At 43.1% G+C, this 20,991-nt stretch carries 17 protein-coding genes and 1 pseudogene; 14 read left to right on the forward strand and 4 right to left on the reverse strand.

Annotated features, from left to right (window positions below):
• Positions 1-363 precede the first annotated feature (363 nt).
• Complete coding sequence (megL, locus tag HWX64_RS17045) at positions 364-1,566, forward strand: methionine gamma-lyase (protein ID WP_175990671.1); 1,203 nt, start codon at positions 364-366, stop codon at positions 1,564-1,566.
• A gap of 66 nt (positions 1,567-1,632) precedes the next feature.
• Here the strand turns inward: megL and HWX64_RS17050 are convergent, their stop codons facing one another.
• The gene (locus HWX64_RS17050) at positions 1,633-2,118 is read right to left on the reverse strand and encodes a GAF domain-containing protein (protein WP_175990783.1); all 486 of its coding nucleotides are present in this window, start codon (positions 2,116-2,118) and stop codon (positions 1,633-1,635) included.
• Between the two features lie 244 nt (positions 2,119-2,362).
• Between HWX64_RS17050 and refZ the strand changes: the two genes are divergently transcribed.
• Positions 2,363-3,016 (forward strand): forespore capture DNA-binding protein RefZ, encoded by a 654-nt coding sequence (refZ, locus tag HWX64_RS17055; RefSeq protein ID WP_175990672.1) that lies wholly within the window; start codon positions 2,363-2,365, stop codon positions 3,014-3,016.
• A 52-nt stretch (positions 3,017-3,068) separates the two neighbouring features.
• Here refZ and hisJ read toward each other — a convergent pair whose 3' ends face one another.
• Complete coding sequence (gene hisJ, locus HWX64_RS17060; protein WP_175990673.1) at positions 3,069-3,863, reverse strand: histidinol-phosphatase HisJ; 795 nt, start codon at positions 3,861-3,863, stop codon at positions 3,069-3,071.
• 219 nt (positions 3,864-4,082) lie between these two features.
• Here hisJ and ezrA point away from each other — a divergent pair, with 219 nt between their 5' ends.
• Positions 4,083-5,777, forward strand: coding sequence for a septation ring formation regulator EzrA (gene ezrA, locus HWX64_RS17065; protein ID WP_175990674.1), 1,695 nt, complete (start codon positions 4,083-4,085; stop codon positions 5,775-5,777).
• Between the two features lie 133 nt (positions 5,778-5,910).
• Here ezrA and brnQ read toward each other — a convergent pair whose 3' ends face one another.
• Entirely contained in the window at positions 5,911-7,248 is a 1,338-nt protein-coding gene (gene brnQ / locus HWX64_RS17070) for a branched-chain amino acid transport system II carrier protein (protein ID WP_175990675.1), read from the reverse strand.
• A 318-nt stretch (positions 7,249-7,566) separates the two neighbouring features.
• Between brnQ and HWX64_RS17075 the strand changes: the two genes are divergently transcribed.
• From HWX64_RS17075 to rarD, 7 genes and pseudogenes are all read left to right on the forward strand, one after another.
• Positions 7,567-8,718, forward strand: a complete 1,152-nt coding sequence (locus HWX64_RS17075) for a cysteine desulfurase family protein (protein WP_175990676.1) — start codon at positions 7,567-7,569, stop codon at positions 8,716-8,718.
• Positions 8,715-9,926, forward strand: a complete 1,212-nt coding sequence (thiI, locus tag HWX64_RS17080; protein ID WP_175990677.1) for a tRNA uracil 4-sulfurtransferase ThiI — start codon at positions 8,715-8,717, stop codon at positions 9,924-9,926. The genes HWX64_RS17075 and thiI overlap by 4 nt, the downstream gene beginning before the upstream one ends.
• 89 nt (positions 9,927-10,015) lie before the next feature.
• A complete protein-coding gene (locus HWX64_RS17085) occupies positions 10,016-10,222 on the forward strand; it encodes an alpha/beta-type small acid-soluble spore protein (RefSeq protein WP_175990678.1) in 207 nt (68 codons plus the stop codon).
• A 184-nt stretch (positions 10,223-10,406) separates the two neighbouring features.
• A pseudogene (locus tag HWX64_RS17090) lies at positions 10,407-11,764 on the forward strand (IS3 family transposase).
• Between the two features lie 490 nt (positions 11,765-12,254).
• A complete protein-coding gene (locus HWX64_RS17095) occupies positions 12,255-13,838 on the forward strand; it encodes an acyl-CoA synthetase MbcS (protein ID WP_175990679.1) in 1,584 nt (527 codons plus the stop codon).
• 413 nt (positions 13,839-14,251) lie between these two features.
• Positions 14,252-15,844, forward strand: a complete 1,593-nt coding sequence (locus HWX64_RS17100) for an amidohydrolase (RefSeq protein ID WP_175990680.1) — start codon at positions 14,252-14,254, stop codon at positions 15,842-15,844.
• Positions 15,845-15,919: 75 nt separating this feature from the next.
• Positions 15,920-16,837, forward strand: coding sequence for an EamA family transporter RarD (gene rarD / locus HWX64_RS17105; protein WP_175990681.1), 918 nt, complete (start codon positions 15,920-15,922; stop codon positions 16,835-16,837).
• 190 nt (positions 16,838-17,027) lie between these two features.
• Here rarD and HWX64_RS17110 read toward each other — a convergent pair whose 3' ends face one another.
• A complete protein-coding gene (locus HWX64_RS17110; protein WP_175990682.1) occupies positions 17,028-17,828 on the reverse strand; it encodes an NAD kinase in 801 nt (266 codons plus the stop codon).
• A 151-nt stretch (positions 17,829-17,979) separates the two neighbouring features.
• Between HWX64_RS17110 and sppA the strand changes: the two genes are divergently transcribed.
• From sppA to ytfJ, 4 genes are all read left to right on the forward strand, one after another.
• Positions 17,980-18,990, forward strand: a complete 1,011-nt coding sequence (gene sppA / locus HWX64_RS17115) for a signal peptide peptidase SppA (RefSeq protein WP_175990683.1) — start codon at positions 17,980-17,982, stop codon at positions 18,988-18,990.
• 86 nt (positions 18,991-19,076) lie between these two features.
• Positions 19,077-19,571 (forward strand): RDD family protein, encoded by a 495-nt coding sequence (locus HWX64_RS17120; protein ID WP_175990784.1) that lies wholly within the window; start codon positions 19,077-19,079, stop codon positions 19,569-19,571.
• 174 nt (positions 19,572-19,745) lie between these two features.
• The gene (locus HWX64_RS17125) at positions 19,746-20,459 is read left to right on the forward strand and encodes a DUF2953 domain-containing protein (protein WP_175990684.1); all 714 of its coding nucleotides are present in this window, start codon (positions 19,746-19,748) and stop codon (positions 20,457-20,459) included.
• Between the two features lie 15 nt (positions 20,460-20,474).
• A complete protein-coding gene (ytfJ, locus tag HWX64_RS17130; protein ID WP_175990685.1) occupies positions 20,475-20,951 on the forward strand; it encodes a GerW family sporulation protein in 477 nt (158 codons plus the stop codon).
• Positions 20,952-20,991: the final 40 nt, after the last annotated feature.

Raw genomic sequence — 20,991 nt, forward strand, 5'->3', positions numbered from 1 at the left:
TCCATTTCTTCATTAGGGGAAATTTCTCCCCTTATTTAATAACCCAATGGTACTGATTCTTTTATCTGGCTCGAGGGGGGTCCGCTTTTGTTCGCTTTCCCGGGTAAGATTAGCTGTAAATGCATCTGCAATTACTATCACATTTTGCGGTGTAGATTCCAATTTTTTTACTCTAAAACAGAACCAATTACTTTCAGAGCTGAAGATTTTTTGAATTCTGTATAAGAAATATCTTTAGATCTCTATTTTTAAGACCAATCCTTTAATACGTTAATGTAAACGCTTTCTTTTTTAGTGAGATTATCATATCCTAGAATAGAAGAATAACAGAACTTAGAGGGAACACAGTGGGAGGAATACTTGATGAAAGATGAGAAACATTTTGAAACACGTGTGATTCATGAGGGGTATAAATCTTCTCAGCATTTTGATAGTTTAGCGCCCCCTTTATATCAAACTTCAACTTATACTTTTGCCAATGCGAAGCAAGGGGAAAATCGCTTTGCGGGTGAAGAAGAAGGATATATTTATTCAAGGCTCGGCAATCCGACAGTAGGCATATTAGAAGAAAGAATGGCATCGCTTGAAGGGGGAGAGGCGGCCCTTGCTTTCGGTTCCGGGATGGCTGCCGTTTCAGCGGTCCTCTTTTCATTGACCAAAGCGGGAGATCATATCCTTTGTTCTCAAGGGGTGTACGGCTGTACATTCGGCCTGCTCGAATTAATGAACGAGAAATTTGCGATTGAGCATGATTTCTCTGCAATGGACACGGAAGAAGAAATCCGTGCAAAAATCAAAGATCATACAACATGCATTTACGTAGAAACACCGATTAATCCGACGATGCAATTGATAGATTTACAAATGGTTGTGAAGGTAGCCCGTGAAAAGGGGATTCCTGTTGTCGTGGACAATACGTTCTGTTCCCCTTATTTACAGAGACCTCTGGAACTAGGCTGTGATATTGTGATTCACAGTGCGACAAAATACATCGGCGGCCACGGTGATGTCATTGCAGGCATTGTCGTCGGTTCACAGGAAAAAATGGCAGAAATCAGAATGACGACACAAAAGGATATCGGTGGAATTATTTCTCCATTTGATGCCTGGTTATTATTGAGAGGTTTAAAGACGCTGGCAGTGCGTCTGGACCGCCACTGTGAAAGTGCCGACAAGATTGCGGGTCTCTTAGCAACACATCCTGCAGTGGAACAGGTGATTTATCCCGGGCGGACGGATCATCCCCAGCATGCAATCATGAAGAAGCAGATGAAGAAGCCAGGCGGCATGATTTCTTTCACCATCAAAGGGTCGAAAGAGGATGCCCAAAGGTTGATGGATGATTTGCATATGATCAAGATCGCGGTCAGTCTGGGGGATGCAGAGACATTGATTCAGCATCCCGCTACGATGACACATGCAGTGGTCCCGGAAGAAGCGAGAGAGAAAATGGGTATAACGGATACTCTCCTCAGACTTTCTGTCGGTCTTGAATCCACAGAGGATATTTGGGACGATCTCGAACAGTCATTAAATAAAGTGAAATTTCCAAGTGATGTGATATAAAATTGGAAAAAGCGTGGAGAAACATAGAGTTCTCCACGCTTTTTTCATGTTTCTGATAATGACCGATTACAAATGCTTCATTAATTCCTCGGTAAATGCCTCCAGATACTTCTGGTCTTCTTCATCAAAACGCGCTTTTTCTGGACTGTCGATATCAAGGACGCCAACAAGCTTTCCGTCTTTAACAAGAGGGATGACGATTTCAGATTGAGAGGCAGCGTCACATGCGATATGGTCAGGGAAGCTGTGAACGTCTTCAACAACAAGTGTTTTTCTTTCACTGGCGGATGTACCGCAGACGCCGCGTCCCAATGGGATGCGCACACATGCAGGAAGGCCCTGGAATGGTCCCAATACAAGCTGATTGCTTTCTTCTTCGTATAAATAAAACCCGACCCAATTGATCCGGTCCAAAAATTGATTTAACAGCGAAGAGGCATTGCTTAAGTTAGCGATTTTATTCGGTTCACCTTCAAGAAGCGCACTAAGCTGCTTCGTGACAAGACCGTAATTATCTTTTTTTGTTCCTTGATATTTTTCTGCTTGAAACATCATCATTTCCCCCAATTCTACAAAATCAGTGTGAATTCCTTGCAGTACCGCCGTAAGTAAGGAGAAACTGTCGAGAAATACTTAAAGGAATTCTTCCTGTAAAAGCGAAATCTTTGTTAAACACTATTTGAAAACTCTATTAGAACATTTTTAGCATACTTTCAATGAAGCTTCAATAGATTCGATTGTGAACCTGTCCATTACATTGTTAGGGAAAACTAAAAGAAGAGAAAAGAGGGAGAATATGAAAAAGGGACAAACCTCTACTTCGCCAAAGGAAGCCATTTTTCAAGCAGCCGTTTCATTGTTTTATGACCAAGGATATGACGGGACCTCCGTGAGGGATATCGCTGGAAAGGCGAAAGTCAATCCAGCGACCATCTCCTATTATTTCAAAGGTAAAAAAGGACTGTTGGAAGCGTGCTTTACCCATTTCTTCGAACAATATCTGCATTTCCTTCAAGAAGAAGTGGATGCACTTAAATACATCCGCGCAGATTTATGCCTGAAGCGGGCAGTATTTAAAATATTGAAATTCCAAAGTGAAAATCATCAATTATCCCGCTTCATCTGGCGGGAGGTATCCATCGACTCACAGATTGTACGGGAAATCATTTCTTCCTACCTCATGAAAGAAAGGTTTTATATGAAATGTCTGTTCGAGCAGGGGATGGTTGACCGGTCCTTTAAAAAGCAGCCGATCAGCTTCCTGGTCATTCAATTGAAATCGATGCTGACAATGCCGTTTTTGAACAGCCAGCACTTGAGGGAAGTGTGGCAGATGTTCCCGCAGGAATATTATTTTGTCGATCAGTATTATCAGAATATCGATCAATGGATCAACTTGCTGATGGCTGCAGAAGGTTCAGGGGAATTTAAGAAGGAATTGATCATTTGATTATTGAAAAAAGAGATTGCCCGATTGTAAGGGCAATCTCTTTTTTCAGTCTTTATAGCCTCATAGCATTTCTTCCTTGATCGATGCCGCTTGCTGTATGGGCGTCTGAGCCATACACGGTTTTAATACCAAGTGACCGGGCGCGCTCGACGATTTCCCAAGGAGGGTAAGACTCGCCGCAGTGGGGTTTGATGACACCTGCACCGTTATAATCGAGTTCGAGCCCTCTCGCTGCTGCAGCCTCTAGGATAGAATGAATTTCATCTGTGAATTTCTTTGAAGCAGGATAAAGCTTTTGGAATTTCTTTACGAGTGTGATATGCCCGATGCGGTTTGGCATGAAAGCTCCGAGATCGGCTTCGATGGATTTCAGCACTGTTCGGTAATAATGCGCATAGACAGCGTCAACAGAACCGTACCGGTCAATCATGCTGCTAAAAACCTCAGGACTGAAGTCAAGGCAGTCCCATTTATTTTTGTGATGTAAGAAATGTACTGAAAGGATACTGTCATCCAATCGGGAACCCCAGCCATTCAGAAAATCGGCCGTTTCTTTTTCAAATCCTTCAATATAATCGACTTCCAACCCCGTTCGAATGGTAATCTGATGTCTGTACTTCTCTTTCAGTTCCTCAATTGTATCGAAGTATGATGAAACATCTTCTTCATCCATCCCGCTGTCCTGATCAGGCGTTGTATCTATAAAGCCGGCAGGAAGGGGAGCATGCTCGGTAAACGTCAGATGAGTATATTGAAGGGAGATGGCTCTTTCAATATATTGATGGAAGGAATCAGAACTTCCATGAGGACAGAAAGGAGTATGAATATGTCCATCGACCTTTTTCATTAAAAAACACTTCCTTATTCCAAGTTCATCGACATTTTTGTATGTAAATTTCACTATTTTTAGAGAAAACAGTAAAATTTAGCTTTTTACAGTTGAAAAAATAGAATTTATTAGTCAAAAAATGTCGTTCTCATGGTATCATTATAACAATGAGAATTTATTAATGAAACTTTCAAATTGATATAGATGTCTACTGAATAGTTGAACAGGGGGCTTAAGATGCAATATGTCATCGCTGGAATCATACTAATCTTGATTTTATTCCTTATAGGAGTCTTATCCAGAAAGAAATATTATTCGGAAATTGACCGGTACGAAGCATGGAAGGTAGATATTATGAACCGCCCGATACCGGAGGAACTGTCTAAAGTCAAACAGCTTAATATGACTGGGCAGACGGAGCAGCTTTTCGAAGGCTGGAGACAGGGATGGGACGAGATCGTGGCTGTGCAGCTTCCTGATATTGAAGAATTGCTATTCGATGCAGAAGAATACACAGATAAGTTCCGTTTCAAGAAGACAAAAGAGACACTGGCTAAGATCGATGGGGTCCTTACCGACACAGAATCCAAAATCGACAACATCCTTCAGGAGCTGAACGAGCTTGTAGGCAGTGAAGAAAAGAACAGGGAAGAAATCGAACTTTTACAAGAAGAATATCGTGGCAGCAAGAAGCAGCTGCTTGCATATCGCCATACATATGGCCAGGCGGCTAAGAAGATTGAAGCCGTGCTGGACACGCTCGCAAAAGAAATCGAACAATATAATGAACTGACAGATCAGGGGAATTATCTGGATGCACGTGAAATTGTGTTGAACCTGGGTCTGGAAATGAAGTCGATTGCCTATAAGATGGAGAGCATTCCTAAGCTGACCGCAGACTGCGAAAATATTCTTCCTTCCCAGTTATCTGAGCTGGAAGCCGGTTATGCCGAAATGACAGAGCAAGGCTACATACTCAACCATGTAGAAGTGGAAAAAGAAGTGAAGGCATTGAATGAAACGCTTTCCGGGTTCACTGAACGTCTTCAGTCTTTAGAAGTAGAAGAAGTGGAACAGGGATTGCAGGAAATCAAGAGTAAGGTTGAAATGCTGTATGATTTATTGGAAAAAGAAGTACATGCCAGACATTTTGTTCTTCAATACAAGGATGAAACGACTGAAGGATTAATAAAAGCAAAAGAAGAAAATGATGATATTCAATATGAAGTGAATCTGGTACAGCAAGGATACCATTTACATGAATCCGACCTTAAGGCACCACAGGAACTTCAGAAGAAAATCATACAATTATCAAAGCGCCATGAATTGGTCATCAATAAGGTTGAAAGCAATAAGACAGCTTACTCAACGCTGAGTGAAGAACTGAAGGAAATCAGAAACGGGCTAGAAGTACTTATCGGGGAACAGGCGGAATTTGCCTTATTCCTGCAGACTTTAAGAAAAGATGAATTAACGACGCGTGAGAAAATTGCCGATCTTAAGAAAAAGACGGCAGAAGCAAGCAGGATGATCGCTAAAAGCAATGTGCCGGGTCTGCCTGCAGATTACGATGATCTTCTGAATGAAGTTCACCGAAAGATCGAACAAGTGAACGCAAGCCTGACAGAAAAACCATTGAATATGAAATTCATCCAGGAAACGCTGTTAGAAGCCGAAGATACAGTAGATCACTTCTATAACAAGACGCAGGTGCTGATTGAGAATGTTCTCCTTTCAGAGAAGATCATTCAGTACGGAAACCGCTACAGAAGCCGTTATCATTCTGTACAGGAAGGGCTGCAGGCGGCAGAAGAAGCCTTCAGGCAATATGACTACCGCAAAGCGCTTGAGGAAGCAGCCACCACGATTGAAAAAGTGGAGCCGGGAGCTCTGAAAAAGATTGAAAAAATGATTAACCTGGAAGAACAGTAATCAGGAAAGCCAGCATGCCTATTAATATGGTGTGCTGGCTTTTTTGTTGGAGTGATAAGTTGTAAAAAATTAAAAGGTCCGCTGAAGAAAGTCACCTTTCTTCAGCGGACCTGAAAACAAATACGTTACTAAATCAAGCTTCGATAATTCGTTTTGATGCACCTGCAAGGATAGCTATGACATATCCAATGACAGCTCCAGCTATTGCAGGTAAGATCCAACCGATTCCTTCAGCATAGAAAGGAAGGAAGCTCAAAGCACTGCTCACAGCACTTACATCCATTCCAGCTGTCTTAAGGCCGTCAATCAAGCTGATTAGTACTGTCGGTACTAAAGCACCAATGTAAACCATGGAATAACCATTGAACCAATTATGCATGAACGATAACAGGATCAATACAATCGCCAATGGATAAATGATGATGAGTACCGGCAAAGAAACGGCAATCAGCTGAGTCAATCCGATATTGGCAATCAACATGCTGAAGGCAGACAAAATAATGACCAGCTTTGGATACGATACAGGTGAAATCTTCGAAAAGTATTGGGCACAAGCTGAAACCAATCCAACAGATGTGGTAATGCACGCAAATGTGATGGCAAGTCCCAGAATCACTGCACCTAAAGAACCAAACAAGTGGTTTGCTGATGCAGAAAGAATCGCTCCTCCGTTAGCCTGGGCACCGATTGAATCCGTACTCGTGGCGCCGATATAGCTAAGGGACAGGTACACAAGTGCCAATCCGGCTGCAGCGATGAAGCCCGCAATGATTGTGATCCTTGTCAGGCTTGTCTTACTCGTGATGCCGCGATCCTTTATGGCGTTGATGACGACAATCCCGAATACTAACGCCGCAATTGTATCCATTGTCAGATAGCCTTCAATGAACCCTTTAAAGAGTGCACCATCCTGGTAAGCAGGATTCGGTTCGCCGAAGCTCCCCATAGGAGTTACAATGCTTTTCACTACCAATATGGTTAGAATGATGAGCAAAGACGGTGTCAGAATCTTCCCTATCCTGTCAACAAGCTTGGAAGGATTCATCGCAAGCCAAGCTGTAAGGGCAAAAAAGATAATCGAATAGATAAGAAGGGAAACCCCGTATTTTGCTGTATCTTCAGAAAGGAAAGGAATGATGCCGATTTCATACGCAACAGTGCCGGTTCTTGGTATTCCGAAAAACGGGCCGATTGCAAGATACATAATAATCGTAAAAATTAATCCGAATATCGGATGTACACGGTTTGCAAGAGTTTGAAGATCTCCGCCGGATTTGGCGATGGCGATTACCCCCATTAATGGGAGACCCACTCCTGTGATCAAAAATCCGATGATCCCTGTCCATACTTGATCGCCTGCCTGTTGACCAAGGAATGGAGGAAAAATCATATTTCCAGCTCCAAGGAAAAGAGCGAAGAGCATAAGACCAACAGTTAAAACACCACTGAATGACAGCGCTTTCTCGTTCATATATACCCCTCCGTTTGTAAACGTTATCATGAGCAAAACTATCTTATCATATCCATGTAGAAAAATGTCGAAAAACTAAATAGTCTTACAATTTAGTATATTTAAATAACTTCCTTCCTTCATCACCTAAATGATTGTCGCAAATTTCATTAGAGTTATCAATGGTTATTTTTATAAAATATTAAAAAATTTGAACGTTTTTCTTTAATAACATTATTATTTTAATAATAATCGCTGTGCATTTTTTTAATTTGATTTGGGAAAAAAAGATTTTGTGATAAGATTAATGATTGGATAGAACTAAAGAAGGTGTATAGCGTGATATATTTTGATAATGCAGCAACCACAAGGCCATATCAGGAAGCTTTGGATGCTTTTTTGAAAGTGAATGAAGTCTACTTTGCCAACCCTTCATCCATTCATTCATTTGGGGGCCGGGTGGAAAAACTGATTTCACAGTCAAGGAAACAAATTGCCGGCCTCTTAAAAATCAAAGAGAAGGAAGTATTTTTCACTTCTGGCGGCACAGAGTCGAATAATTTAGCCATCAAAGGGACGGCTTTACAATATGGATATAGAGGGAAGCATATTATTACGACCAAAATCGAACATCCTTCTGTATCTAATACAATGAAGCAATTGGAGTCAATTGGATACTCTGTTACTTATCTTGATGTCAATGAATCGGGAATAGTCGATCCTTATGAGGTCGAAAAAGCGATTCAGAATGATACGATCCTTGTATCGATCATGCACGTAAATAATGAAATAGGGTCGATTCAGCCAATCGAAGAAATCGGGTCCATATTAAAAAATCACTCCAAAATCATCTTTCATGTGGATGGTGTGCAGGCATGCGGTAAAATTCCCGTATCCCTGCCGGGTGATCAAATTGATTTATACAGTATTTCCGCACATAAGATCCATGGCCTTAAAGGGACAGGTATGCTTTTCGTAAGAGATGGTGTGAACATCTCCCCGCTTCTTTCCGGAGGCGAGCAGGAAGGAAATATAAGAAGCGGGACAGAAAACACGGGCGGCATCGTTTCTTTTGCAAAAGCGATGAGGATGTATATGGAAGAAAGCCGGGAACACTTCAGCAGGATGAAGGATATTCAAAGTTATTTAAGGAAAGAACTGATAAAAATAGCTGGAGTGAACATTCATACACCTCAAATGGAAAGTGCACATCATATCCTTAACTTCTCCATTAAAGACTTCAAGAGCGAAATAGTCGTACATGCTTTGGATCAACATGAGGTGTACGTCTCCACTACAAGTGCGTGTTCATCAAAGAAAAGCAAGCCGAGTCAGACACTTTTATCAATGGGAGTGGGAGAAGACCTTGCAGACCGGGCGATCAGAATAAGCTTGTCCTTTCATAACACAATGGAAGAAGCGGAGCGATTTGTTCAGCTGCTAAAACAAGAAACAGCCCAATTACAGAAAACAATGAGGAGATCACGATGAAATACAATCGAATTCTAGTCAGATACGGTGAGATTTCTACAAAAGGAAGAAACCGCAAAAAGTTCACATCAAAGCTTAGAGAGAATATTGTTCAGGCGTTAAAGGATATTCCAGGGATATCAGTGTCTGCAAGCCGCGACCGACTGCATATCCTATTGGGGGAGGAAAACGGGGAAGAAGTCATACCGCGTCTTCAAAAGATCTTCGGTATCCAATCATTCAGCCCTGTAGTGAAAGTTGAACGTGATATAGAAGAAATTTGCAAAGCAGGAGCGGCATTGGTGCAAAAGAGCTTTGAACCAGGTAAAACTTTTAAGGTGTCAGCCCGCCGTGCAGATAAGCATTTTCCTCTTGAGACCAACGAAATCAATTATGAAGTCGGTTCCTACATTTTAAGGAATACGGAAGGTCTGACAGTAGATGTCAAAAACCCGGATATTAAATTAAATGTAGAAGTAAGAAAGGAAGGGGTTTATCTTTCCTCAGAAATTTACCCTGGTTCGACCGGGATGCCGGTAGGGGCAAGTGGAAAGGCTATGCTGATGCTGTCAGGCGGTATCGACAGCCCGGTTGCCGGATATTTAACCATGAAGCGCGGAGTGGAAATTGAAGCGGTCCATTTTCACAGCCCTCCTTTTACAAGTGAACGGGCAAAGCAGAAAGTGATTGATCTTTCAAGAAAACTTTCAGCTTTTAGCGGCAGCATCAAATTACATGTGGTACCTTTTACAAAAATTCAGCAGACGATTCATGATCAGGTGCCTGAGAACTATACCATGACATCAACGAGACGAATGATGCTGAAGATAGCTGATAAAATCCGTCAGCAGAATGAGGGTCTTGCCTTGATCACCGGAGAAAGCCTCGGCCAGGTAGCGAGTCAGACGCTTGAGAGCATGCAGGCGATTAATGATGTTACAAATACTCCTGTCTTGAGGCCGCTGATCGCCATGGATAAATTGGAAATTATCGATATCGCCCAAAAAATCGATACTCATGATATATCGATCCTTCCTTATGAGGATTGCTGTACGATCTTTACACCGCCTGCACCGAAAACGAGACCAAAAAAAGAAAAGATCCAGTACTATGAAAGCTTTGTTGATTTTGAGCTTTTAATAAATGAAGCCGTCAAGGAAACCGAGACCATCACCATCAATGGAGCAGCAGATACTGCACTGGAAGAAAGCTTTGATGACCTCCTCTAAATAGGAACATTTACCAGTGAAATTCGTTGCATGAAGCCATGTGTTTTCGCGCAATCTATACTCAACAAGCAACGAGGAGGTGAAAACACATGGCAGACAACAGAAGTTCTAACCAACTAGTAGCTCCTGGAGCTCAACAAGCAATCGACCAAATGAAATACGAAATCGCTTCTGAATTCGGAGTTCAACTTGGTCCAGATGCAACTGCACGCGCTAACGGTTCTGTAGGTGGTGAAATCACTAAGCGTTTAGTCCAAATGGCTGAACAACAAATCGGTGGCGGATACCAAAAATAATTAAATACAATGGCTACAAGGAGCGGGGCTGACCCGCTCCTTTTAATTATGTCCCGGCATTCCAGGCCGCAGTTGATTTCCGTGGAAGACTTCGCTTTCCGCGGGTAGCCCGTGAGCCTCCTCGGCGAGCTGTGCTGCACCCCTATTGTTGGACACCCATCCAACAATAGGAGGTGCCCGTCAAATGGCTAAGTTTACCCAAGAGTTTAAACTTCATGTTGCCAAGCGTTATCTCAATGAATTGGTCAGTTATCGAGACCTAGCGAATCAAGTGGGTGTTGATGATTCGATTCTCCGCTACTGGGTGATGTTAGTTCGTCACCACGGTGATCAAGCTTTTACCTTTCCCTATACAAACTATCCTCGTGCCTTTAAACTGAGGGTAATTCAATTTATTACGGAAAAGAATTACTCCATTCGAGAGGCATCAGCCATTTTTCATATCCCAGATCCATGTATGGTTCGCAGGTGGAAGAAAAAGTGGGAGACAGCTGGAGAAGATGCCCTTGAACCTAAAGGAAAGGGGCTTTCTACAATGACTTCTAATAACAAGAATAAAAAGGCCAAAGACAACTCTTCCAACCAGTCGGTAGAAGATATGAAAAAAGAACTTGAATACCTTCGTATGGAGAACGCCTATTTAAAAAAGCTGAAAGCCTTAGTTCAGGAAGAACAATCACCAACGAAATCAAAGCGAAAGTAGTGTATGAACTAAGGAATGAATTCCCGGTGACTCGAACGATAAAAGTAGCCAAGATGCCCAAAAGTACTTACTACAACCTCATTAAAAAGTGGAGCCAACCAGACCCTGACCGTAAATGGAAAAGGAGAATACATTTCATTTACCATAGACATTCAGGTCGGTTTGGTTACCGTCGCATTACCGACGTGCTTCAGGAAAAAGGATATTCGATCAATAAAAAGAAAGTACTTCGAATTATGAGAGACCTCGGACTTAAATGCATGGTGCGAATGAAAAAGTACAAATCGTATAAAGGAGAAGTCGGAAAAGCAGCTCCAAACATTTTAAACCGTAACTTTAGTGCCAAAAAACCTAACCAAAAGTGGGTGACGGACATTACGGAATTTGCATTGTTTGGACAAAAGCTATATCTGTCTCCGATTTTAGACCTGTTTAACGGCGAAATCATCACCTACACGATTCAATCAAGGCCGACATTTGATTTGGTTGAAACGATGTTGGCACAAGGTTTAAAACATGTAAACGAAGGTGACGAGCTCTTAATTCATTCCGACCAGGGTTGGCACTATCGAATGGCCCAGTACCGAAGGGTACTGAAGGAACACAACATCACCCAAAGTATGTCTCGCAAAGGAAACTGTTATGACAACTCTGTCATGGAAAACTTTTTTGGAATCCTAAAATCAGAATTCCTTTATCTACAAGATTTTGATAGTATCGAGCACTTTAAAGACGAACTTGAACAATACATGCATTACTACAACCATTTGAGAATTAAATCAAGGTTGAAACGGAAAAGTCCAGTAGCTTATCGACTTAGTACAGAATTAGCTGCTTAACAAATAAGTGTCCAACTTTATGGGTCCAGTGCACGAGCCTGCGGGGTCTCACATTAGCAACTTTTCCCGCAGGAGTCTTCGTCTTCCACTCCAATTAAATGCTGAATCCACTTTACTCTTATATTCCGCTCCTTATTTTAATGTTAATAACTGTTTACAACCCCATTAAAAATATTAAAAATATCATTTGAGAGATGATTTTAGTAGTATGTTGAAAGCACAGAGTGGATTGGAGCGGAAGGCATTTGACTCCGGCGGGATGTGAGGAAAGGTCGAGACCCCGCAGGAGCTTTAGCGACGAGGAGGCTCGACTTCCTCCCCGCGGAAAGCAAATGCCTGCAGCGGAAAAGAACGATCTACTTCTATACCCAAAACATGCTATTAAGTCCCCTGTAATTTGATTCATATTTCAATATTGAAAATGAACAATTTAAAAAATTTAAATTATTTTGTATAATGGAGAAGTAAGTACAAACAAGGGGGAATTCGGATGAACAGACAAGAGCTTATTGCACCTGAAAAGTACAACTTGGTTGAGGAAGTGGAAAAGTTTGCAAGTGATGAAAATAAACTCGCAATCAAATGGGAGAATGAAGCGGGGGATAAGAAAGAGATCACTTACAAAAACCTGATGAAGAACGCAAATAAAATTGGAAACGTTTTCTCGGGATCCGGACTTGAAAAAGGTGACGTCATCCTGGTGATGGTTCCACGATTAGTCGAAGCATATGCAGTTTACCTAGCTGCCTTAAAATCAGGGATGATCGTCATTCCAAGTTCTGAAATGCTTCGTACGAAAGACCTTGAATATAGAATTGAACACGGGGATGTAAAAGGGATTGTCGCATACTCTCCGTTCATTGAACAATTTGAAAATGTCCGCGGAATGGACAAGCTTAAAAAGTTTGTCGTAGGAGATAAACAAGAGGGCTGGATAACAGTAGAGGAAGAAATGAAAGCTGTCTCTGGTGAAATGGCGTTTGCCGACACAGCAAGGGATGATATGGCTTTCTTATCCTATACTTCCGGTACGACAGGTAATCCTAAAGGGGTAGTACATACACATGGATGGGCATTTGCCCACCTGAGAACAGCTGCTAAAGGTTGGCTGGGGATTGAAGAAGGGGATACGGTCTGGGCAACGGCTGGCCCCGGCTGGCAAAAATGGATTTGGAGTCCGTTCATGTCCGTTCTTGGATCAGGAGCAACGGGCCTTGTTTATCAAGGGAAATTCGAACCGAATAAATATCTGCAATTACTTCAGGATAACGGTGTAAACGTCCTTTGCTGTACGCCGACAGAGTATCGGCTGATGGCCAAGGTTGAGGACCTCGGATCGTATGATCTTTCCCCATTACATAGCGCCGTCTCGGCGGGTGAACCATTGAACCGGGAAGTCATTGATGCATTCAAGAAGCACCATAACGTTGAAGTGCGCGATGGGTACGGCCAGACTGAAAACACACTGCTCGTAGGAATCATGAAAGGTATGGAACTGAAGCCAGGGTCCATGGGCAAACCGACACCGGGTAACCGGGTGGAAGTCATCAATGAAGAAGGGATCCCTTGTGAAGCGGGTGAAGTAGGAGATATTGCGGTTCATGTAGATACACCTGCATTATTCAAGAACTATTATAAAGATCCGGAAAGGACCGCTATGCAGTTCAGGGGTGACTACTATATCACCGGTGATAAAGCAAAGAAAGATGAAGACGGGTATTTCTGGTTCGAAGGAAGGGGAGATGACATCATCATCTCTTCCGGCTATACAATCGGGCCGTTCGAAGTGGAAGATGCGCTTGTGAAGCATCCATTCGTCCAGGAATGTGCAGTAGTGGGAAGCCCTGATGAAGTACGCGGACTGATCGTAAAAGCTTTCGTCGTATTGCGTGAAGGCGTGGACCAACATGATCCGGAGCTTGTACCTCAGCTTCAGGAGCACGTGAAAGAATTAACTGCACCATACAAATACCCGCGCAAAATCGAATTTGTTAAAGAACTGCCGAAAACAACTTCCGGCAAAATCAGAAGAATCGAATTGCGTCAAAAGGAAATGAGCTCGGTTAAGAACTAAAGGACGCAGAAGGGAGCCTGTGTGAGTGGGGCTCCCTTTAGTATGGAATCATGCTGTCAATTAAAATCCTTCTACTTCCCGTTCCCTCCTATAATATGGTACATTGTAAACAGAATTTTTTAGTAGAAGGCTCTGTTGAAACTAATTTTTGAAAATAACTGGTTCTAGCTGTTGATTGGAGTGGAAGACGTAGACTCCTGCGGAATATGAGACGTGGCCAGCTTCGGGGCTTAGAGGCACATGTCATAAGTCAACTCGTCCAAGAAGGCAAAAAACGTCTTCGTGGCCGATTCGCCTTATGCCACCCGCCTCTGAGCAAAGCCCCTCCGCTTTTCTAACCCGCGGAAAGCAAAGTCTTGCACGGAAATCAACAGCGGTGTTTAGCAGCGCCTAGTAGAAAGGAAGCTTCCAAGATGGGTACATTATGGACAAATGGAAAAATTTATACAATGCAGTCGGATGGCCATATGGTCGAAGCTGTATATACGGAAAATGGGTTCATCAAAGAATTGGGTTTTTCTGATGAATTACAGAAGAAGTACTCAATAGAAGAAACCGTTGATTTAAAAAATAGAGTCATGTTCCCCGGCTTTGTAGACAGCCACATGCATTTGATCGGTCATGGTGAGACCTTGCTTCGTCTTGACTTATCACAGATGACAAGTAAGGAAGAAGTGTTGAATGCCATTGCTGAAAAAGCGGAGAAACTTCCTGAAGGGCAGTGGATTTTTGGAGAAGGCTGGAATGAAAATCTATGGGCGGGTGCAGAGGTTATTACAAAGAATGAATTAGACGCAGCCGTTCCAAATCATCCTGTGCTATTAAAACGCATCTGCCGCCATGCCATGGTCGTGAATTCCCTTGCACTGAAACAGGCAAACATCGATGAAAGCACACCCGACCCTGCTGGCGGATTGATAGAAAAAGATGATGAGGGTAATCTGAATGGACTATTGAAGGATAAAGCGCAGGATCTTATGGTCGAAGCTTTGCCGCCCATTTCCCCGGCCTATTTAGAAGAAGCTCTTTCAAAAGGGATTGAAAGCTGCTGGGAGAACGGCTTGGTCGGTGGACATACGGAAGACTTAAGCTATTACGGCAACTTCAACAAAACGTATAATGCGTTCAAACAAACGATCAATAATGCTAATAAGAAATTCAGGGCGCATCTTCTCGTCCACCATGAGGTGATCAATGACTGGCATGCGGAAGGTCATCATTTCCTTGGAGGGAATGAATTTATTGAATTTGGGGCCATGAAGATTTTTGCGGATGGTGCGCTGGGTGGAAGGACTGCACTGCTCAGCTATCCTTATGCAGACGATCCAAGTACAGAAGGTGTCAGCATCCATTCTCAGGAGAGGCTCCTCAAACTTGTGGAAAAAGCGAGAAGCCTTCAGCTGCCCATTGCGGTTCACACGATAGGGGATCAGGCCTTCCAGAATGTCGTGGATGCCATCAAGGTGCACCCATCGGAGAAATCAAGGCGTGACCGCTTGATTCATGCCCAGATTCTCAGGGAAGAACTCATAGAGGAAATTAAAGGTCTGCCGTTGATTTTGGACATTCAACCGCGTTTTGTAGCTTCTGATTTCCCGTGGGTCATCGATCGGCTTGGTGAGGAGAACATGAAATATAATTATGCATGGAAGACATTACTCGATCACGGCATACCTTGTGCAGGAGGATCGGATGCACCGATTGAGCCGATTAACCCTTTATGGGGCATTCATGCCGCAGTAACAAGAACGAATCCACTGGATCCAGAGGGGGCCGTTCATATTCCAGAAGAAAAGCTGTCTATGTACGAAGCAATTTCCCTTTTTACAAAAGGGAGTGCATATGCATGTCATCATGAAAACGACCGTGGCATGATTAAAGAAGGATATACGGCCGACTTCACCGTATTGGAAAAAGATCCATTCGAATCGAATCCGGATGAACTGCTTGAGAAAATCGTTTCCATGACGGTAGTGGACGAAACAATCGTCTTTACAAAAAAATAAAAAGATTGCCCCCAAAACGTTTCCCCGATATAATGAAGTTATTTCGGAAACAGAAATAGTTTTGGGGGTGTTTTTTTGAAACAGAATGAACAGACAGGAATATTGTACACAGCATTTTCCTATTTTCTATGGGGAATACTCCCGATTTACTGGAAGTGGTTAAACCATGTGTCGGCTGACGAAATATTGGCAAACCGGATTTTTTGGTCTTTCTGGTTTATGCTATTATTTTTATTTTTTACGAAGAGATGGAAGGCATTCACTTCCTACATAAAGTCTTCTTTGACGAAGAAAAAACAGCTGCTTGCTTTATTGCTTGCTTCGTTATTGATCAGTGCCAACTGGTTCATCTATATTTGGGCAGTGAACACGGATCAAATGGTGGAAGCAAGTCTTGGCTATTATATTAACCCTCTTGTGAGTGTCCTTTTAGGGGTATTCATATTAAAAGAAAGTCTGTCAAAAGCACAGATTGTGTCCTTTATCCTGGCAGCTGCGGGTGTCATGATCCTCACGTTCTCATACGGGGAATTCCCGTGGATTGCAATGGGACTCGCATTTTCATTTGGTTTATACGGGCTGGCGAAGAAACTGATAAAAGTGGATTCAGCAATCGGGTTGACACTCGAAACGATGACGATCGCACCGGTCTCATTGATTTATATGGGGTATATGTACGCTGCAGGAACTCCTTCGTTATTCACCGTTTCATGGGGGACGGATCTTCTCTTAATGGGGGCAGGAGCGGCAACGGCCATTCCATTGCTTTTCTTCTCGAAAGGTGCACAGCAAATCCCGCTCTATATGGTAGGATTCCTGCAATATATAGCGCCGACAATCACATTGATCCTCGGTGTCATGGTATATGGTGAAACATTCTCTGCAACACATCTGATATCGTTTCTCTTCATATGGTGTGCATTGGCGATTTTCACTGCATCCCGCATACAGTTTGCGAGAAAACGCAGGCGTGAAGCGAAGTTGTCAGCATAATTCCAATGAAAAAGCTCCGGCACAGTGTCGGAGCTTTTTACTAAGCCGCCTCCGCTTTTCTTATTGTCCAGCTGCGGCGGCTAGCCCCTCGAGGTCATAAGCTAAATGGTCCAGGAAGGCAAAAAAGCGCCTTCCCGGCCCATTCATCTTATGCTTGTCGGGGCTGGGCGAGCCGCCTCCGCTTTTCTTATTATAAAAACGAACGCTTTACTTTCTCCCAGAAAGAGTTGTCCTTCAGTTTCACTGTTTTGATGATCTTATCACTTAATTTGGCTTCGACTTTCTCTACGTGCTGTATGCTGAGTGCCTCATTATCCATTCCCATCGCTGGATAATCATTGCCATCCTGGACGATTTTCAGTTCAAGTCTGCGTTTATCGCTGAGGATGAAAGACGAGCCGAGTGTACGGTAGCGGTTGTTGTTAAGCGATGCCATTTCGCTGACCTGCAGACATGGGATCATCGGATCGACGACTGCTCCGTTAACGGACTTGTTATAGGCTGTGCTCCCTGTCGGAGTGGCAATGATCATTCCGTCTCCCCTGAACGTTTCAAAGTGGATATCATCAATGAAAACATCCATTACGAAGGTCTTGATGATTCCGGAACGGATGCTGAATTCATTCAAACAGAGGAACGACGTCTGCTCGTCCACCGTCAATTCGATGGTAGGGTACTTTCTTACTTCAATTTGTTCCTTCGTCATCGCATCGATCATTTTGGATGTATCATCAATATGGAAATCACAATACATGCTGAGAGTGCCGCCTGTCGAGATTCCTGCATACAAGCAATCCTGTCTGAATCCGGTTTTGCGTACGGCCTGCAGGAATGTGCCGTCACCGCCTACACTCACGATGATATTGGCGTCTTTAGGAGATTGTACGATGTTGAAATCATATCGTTTTGCCAGATCATATAATTTTTCAAGCTTGGGCTCTATGGCTTCATCTTTTAAAACGTAAAAATAAATATTTCGACGATTGTTCATTCTATGTACCTCCCAAAATTTAGTAGGATATTTTTTCCCATTCCATCAAAAGTCTGCTAAAATAACTTTGTGAATATTCTATCATGTTTTGCCATGAGAATGATATTCATATCCTTACATAAGATAGGATAAACGAGGGAGGAATATACAGATGAATGCGAAAAGATGGATTGCACTGGCGATTGCCGCAGGTTTGTTCTTTGTCTCTGTTGTGGTGAATTTCGCCACTTCTGCTTTGACAGGGGATTTTAACAAGGCATTCGATGATGTGCTCGGCAGTACGGAGCAAGCTTTCGGGGAAGAAATCATTGAGGATGGAAATATGCAGAAGAGAATCGCCGTCCTTGAGGTGGACGGGGTCATCCAGGATACTGGTGACGCAGCCTCCATGTTCCAAAGTCCTGGATATAATCATGAACTTTTCATGGATAAGCTTGATGCCGTTCAGGAAGATGACTCTGTTAAAGGGATTGTCCTGAAAGTGAATTCCCCCGGCGGAGGAGTGGTGGAGAGTGCTCAAATCCATTCCAAGCTGGTTGAAATCATAGAGAAGTCGAAAAAGCCTGTCTATGTTTCGATGGGAAGCATGGCGGCTTCAGGAGGATATTACATATCTGCACCGGCAACAAAAATTTTTGCAAGCAAAGAAACGCTGACCGGTTCACTTGGGGTGATCATGCAGAGCATCAATTACTCCGAACTTGCTGAAAAGTATGGCGTCGACTTTGTCACAATCAAGAGCGGGCCCTATAAGGATATCATGAGCCCGACGAGAAAGATGACAGAAGAAGAAAGAAAGATTCTTCAAGCGATGATCGATAATTCCTATGAAGGGTTCGTCGATGTCATCGCAAGCGGCCGCGACATGTCAGAAGCACAAGTGAAAAAGATTGCCGATGGCAGGATTTATGACGGCCGGCAGGCTAAAGACGTCAATTTAATTGATGATTTCGGATATGTGGAAGATGTCATTGCAGCTCTGAAAAAAGATCATAAATTGAAAGGTGCCCAAGTATTTGAATATACAAGCGGCGACCCCTTCTCAGAGTTCTTTAGTATGAGTGCCAAGAAAATGATCGGCAAGGACTTTGAAGCGGAAGCTCTTGTGAAGCTTCTGTCTAAGCCGAATTCACCACGATTAATGTATCTATATTCTGAGTAAGGAAGGTGAATGAAGTGAGTGAAAATCAAGATGCCCCTCGAGAGAATGAGGAAGTAATAGAGAAACACGAGACAGATGAGAATGAAATGAACGTGCAGCACTCCGATGTTCAGCCGCCGTCTCCTTACAAAGAAACAAAAGGATTTTTTCTGGCAGGTTTCTGGTTGAGAGTGTGGGCTTATCTGATTGATTTAATCGTCATCGGCAGCATCACCCGCCTGATCATCAAGCCGGTTTTCAAAGTACTGGATATTACACTTGTGGAAGGGTCTATGTTTGCGCCGATTTCGATTCTTTCCGCCATCGTCTTTTACGGCTATTTTGTCTTGATGACGAAGTTCTTCAGTCAAACGATCGGCAAGATGGTACTGGGAATCAAAGTGATCGATTTGAAAGGCGGCCGGCCAACCTGGGGAACCGTCATTTTCAGGGAGTTGATCGGACGCTTCATATCGTCTACCATTTTTATTTTATATGTTGTGGTCGCTTTCACCACCAAAAAACAGGGAATCCATGACTTATTTGCCGATACGACAGTCGTTCAGGAAAAGAAAAAACTAGAATTTGCACCTGCCGTATAGGTATATTCGGGACCCGCTCTTCTAAAAGGGCGGGTTCTTTTTTTGTTTCCTTTCCATGCAATTCAGGCAGCATACAGCAACCTCTCTCTGGAAAATCAGAGAAATAATTTCAAGTGGTACCGTTTAATTTTCCGTCTTCCGGCCATACTGAAAAGTTGAAGGGTTGTGAAAAAAATGAGTGGTTGGGTATGGGCTTTACTCATTATTTTGGCATTTCTACTTGTCATCTTTATTCTTATATTCATAACGAAATTAACCATCACCCTTTCTTTATACCATGGTAATGATAATGATCATTTCAAGGTAAAGCTGAGGGCTTGGTTCGGGTTGTTGAGATATACAATTGATGTACCATTGGTCAAGCTCGATGACGATGGTCCCAATATTGTGGTTGAAGAGAAAAATATCCGCGGCAAGGAAAACGAACCTTCCAGTGAAAAAGAGTCTAAAAAGAAGTTCACACCAAAAGATTTCCTCAACAGTCTAAATGACACGAAAGAAATTCTTACCCATGTGATGGAATTACATAAAATAATCCGCAGATTCTTGAACAAAGTAAAAATTGATCATATCCACTGGAAAACATTATTCGGCACAGGGGACGCCGCCTCCACAGGGACGATGACAGGGGCGATCTGGGGCTTGAAGGGGAGCATCATCGGACTGGTCAGCGGTTATATGAGACTCCAATCACAGCCATCGGTTGAAGTGATTCCTTCCTTCCAGAAAGCCATCATCCAGACGCATTTTTCATGTATTATCCAGTTCCGGGTAGGGAATGCTATCCTAGTAGGTTTCAAGATACTTCGGTACTGGAGAGGCGGCAAAGCGGACTTTAAGACAAAGTCTCTTTCCCATTTCTCAGAAGAAGAACACCAATCAGTTTAATGAGGAGGACTATTCATGTCTGAACATCCTATTGAAGGTCTCATGACCACCGCTATGGAAAACTTGAAAGAAATGATCGATGTAAATACCATCATCGGAGATCCCGTTGAAACACCGGATGGAAGCGTCATCCTGACGGTATCCAAGGTAGGCTTTGGCTTTGCTGCAGGCGGAAGTGAATTCAGCATCGATGGCAAAGGCAAAAACAGTGATTCAGAAGGCGGTAAAAGCGGCAGCGACGGCGGAGGTTCATCCAAGAAGCAGCCGTTTGGCGGAGGTAGCGGTGGCGGAGTATCCATCACCCCGATCGCGTTCTTGATCGTCAGCTCAAGGGGAATCAAAATGCTTCACCTTGATGAAAGCACCCATCTATTGGACCGTCTGCTCGACCTCGCACCGGGTGCCATCGAAAAAATCCAGGGCATGATGAAAAAGAACGACCAGGGCAACAACAACCAAGGAAACGGATCAAAACAGAATATGGACTTCTAAGAACTAAGAACAAAAGTAAAAAGGGCTGACCCCTAATCAA

This window comes from Bacillus sp. Marseille-Q1617, from assembly GCF_903645295.1.
Lineage (GTDB): Bacteria > Bacillota > Bacilli > Bacillales > Bacillaceae_B > Rossellomorea.

Excerpts from the sequence above, each read along its gene's own strand:
- HWX64_RS17125 (WP_175990684.1), top strand. The coding sequence starts at position 19,746 with ATGAGTGGTTGGGTATGGGCTTTACTCATTATTTTGGCATTTCTACTT.
- HWX64_RS17110 (WP_175990682.1), bottom strand. The coding sequence starts at position 17,828 with ATGAACAATCGTCGAAATATTTATTTTTACGTTTTAAAAGATGAAGCC.
- HWX64_RS17050 (WP_175990783.1), bottom strand. The coding sequence starts at position 2,118 with ATGTTTCAAGCAGAAAAATATCAAGGAACAAAAAAAGATAATTACGGT.
- ezrA (WP_175990674.1), top strand. The coding sequence starts at position 4,083 with ATGCAATATGTCATCGCTGGAATCATACTAATCTTGATTTTATTCCTT.
- megL (WP_175990671.1), top strand. The coding sequence starts at position 364 with ATGAAAGATGAGAAACATTTTGAAACACGTGTGATTCATGAGGGGTAT.
- HWX64_RS17085 (WP_175990678.1), top strand. The coding sequence starts at position 10,016 with ATGGCAGACAACAGAAGTTCTAACCAACTAGTAGCTCCTGGAGCTCAA.
- refZ (WP_175990672.1), top strand. The coding sequence starts at position 2,363 with ATGAAAAAGGGACAAACCTCTACTTCGCCAAAGGAAGCCATTTTTCAA.
- HWX64_RS17095 (WP_175990679.1), top strand. The coding sequence starts at position 12,255 with ATGAACAGACAAGAGCTTATTGCACCTGAAAAGTACAACTTGGTTGAG.
- thiI (WP_175990677.1), top strand. The coding sequence starts at position 8,715 with ATGAAATACAATCGAATTCTAGTCAGATACGGTGAGATTTCTACAAAA.
- hisJ (WP_175990673.1), bottom strand. The coding sequence starts at position 3,863 with ATGAAAAAGGTCGATGGACATATTCATACTCCTTTCTGTCCTCATGGA.
- HWX64_RS17120 (WP_175990784.1), top strand. The coding sequence starts at position 19,077 with ATGAACGTGCAGCACTCCGATGTTCAGCCGCCGTCTCCTTACAAAGAA.
- ytfJ (WP_175990685.1), top strand. The coding sequence starts at position 20,475 with ATGTCTGAACATCCTATTGAAGGTCTCATGACCACCGCTATGGAAAAC.
- brnQ (WP_175990675.1), bottom strand. The coding sequence starts at position 7,248 with ATGAACGAGAAAGCGCTGTCATTCAGTGGTGTTTTAACTGTTGGTCTT.
- HWX64_RS17100 (WP_175990680.1), top strand. The coding sequence starts at position 14,252 with ATGGGTACATTATGGACAAATGGAAAAATTTATACAATGCAGTCGGAT.
- sppA (WP_175990683.1), top strand. The coding sequence starts at position 17,980 with ATGAATGCGAAAAGATGGATTGCACTGGCGATTGCCGCAGGTTTGTTC.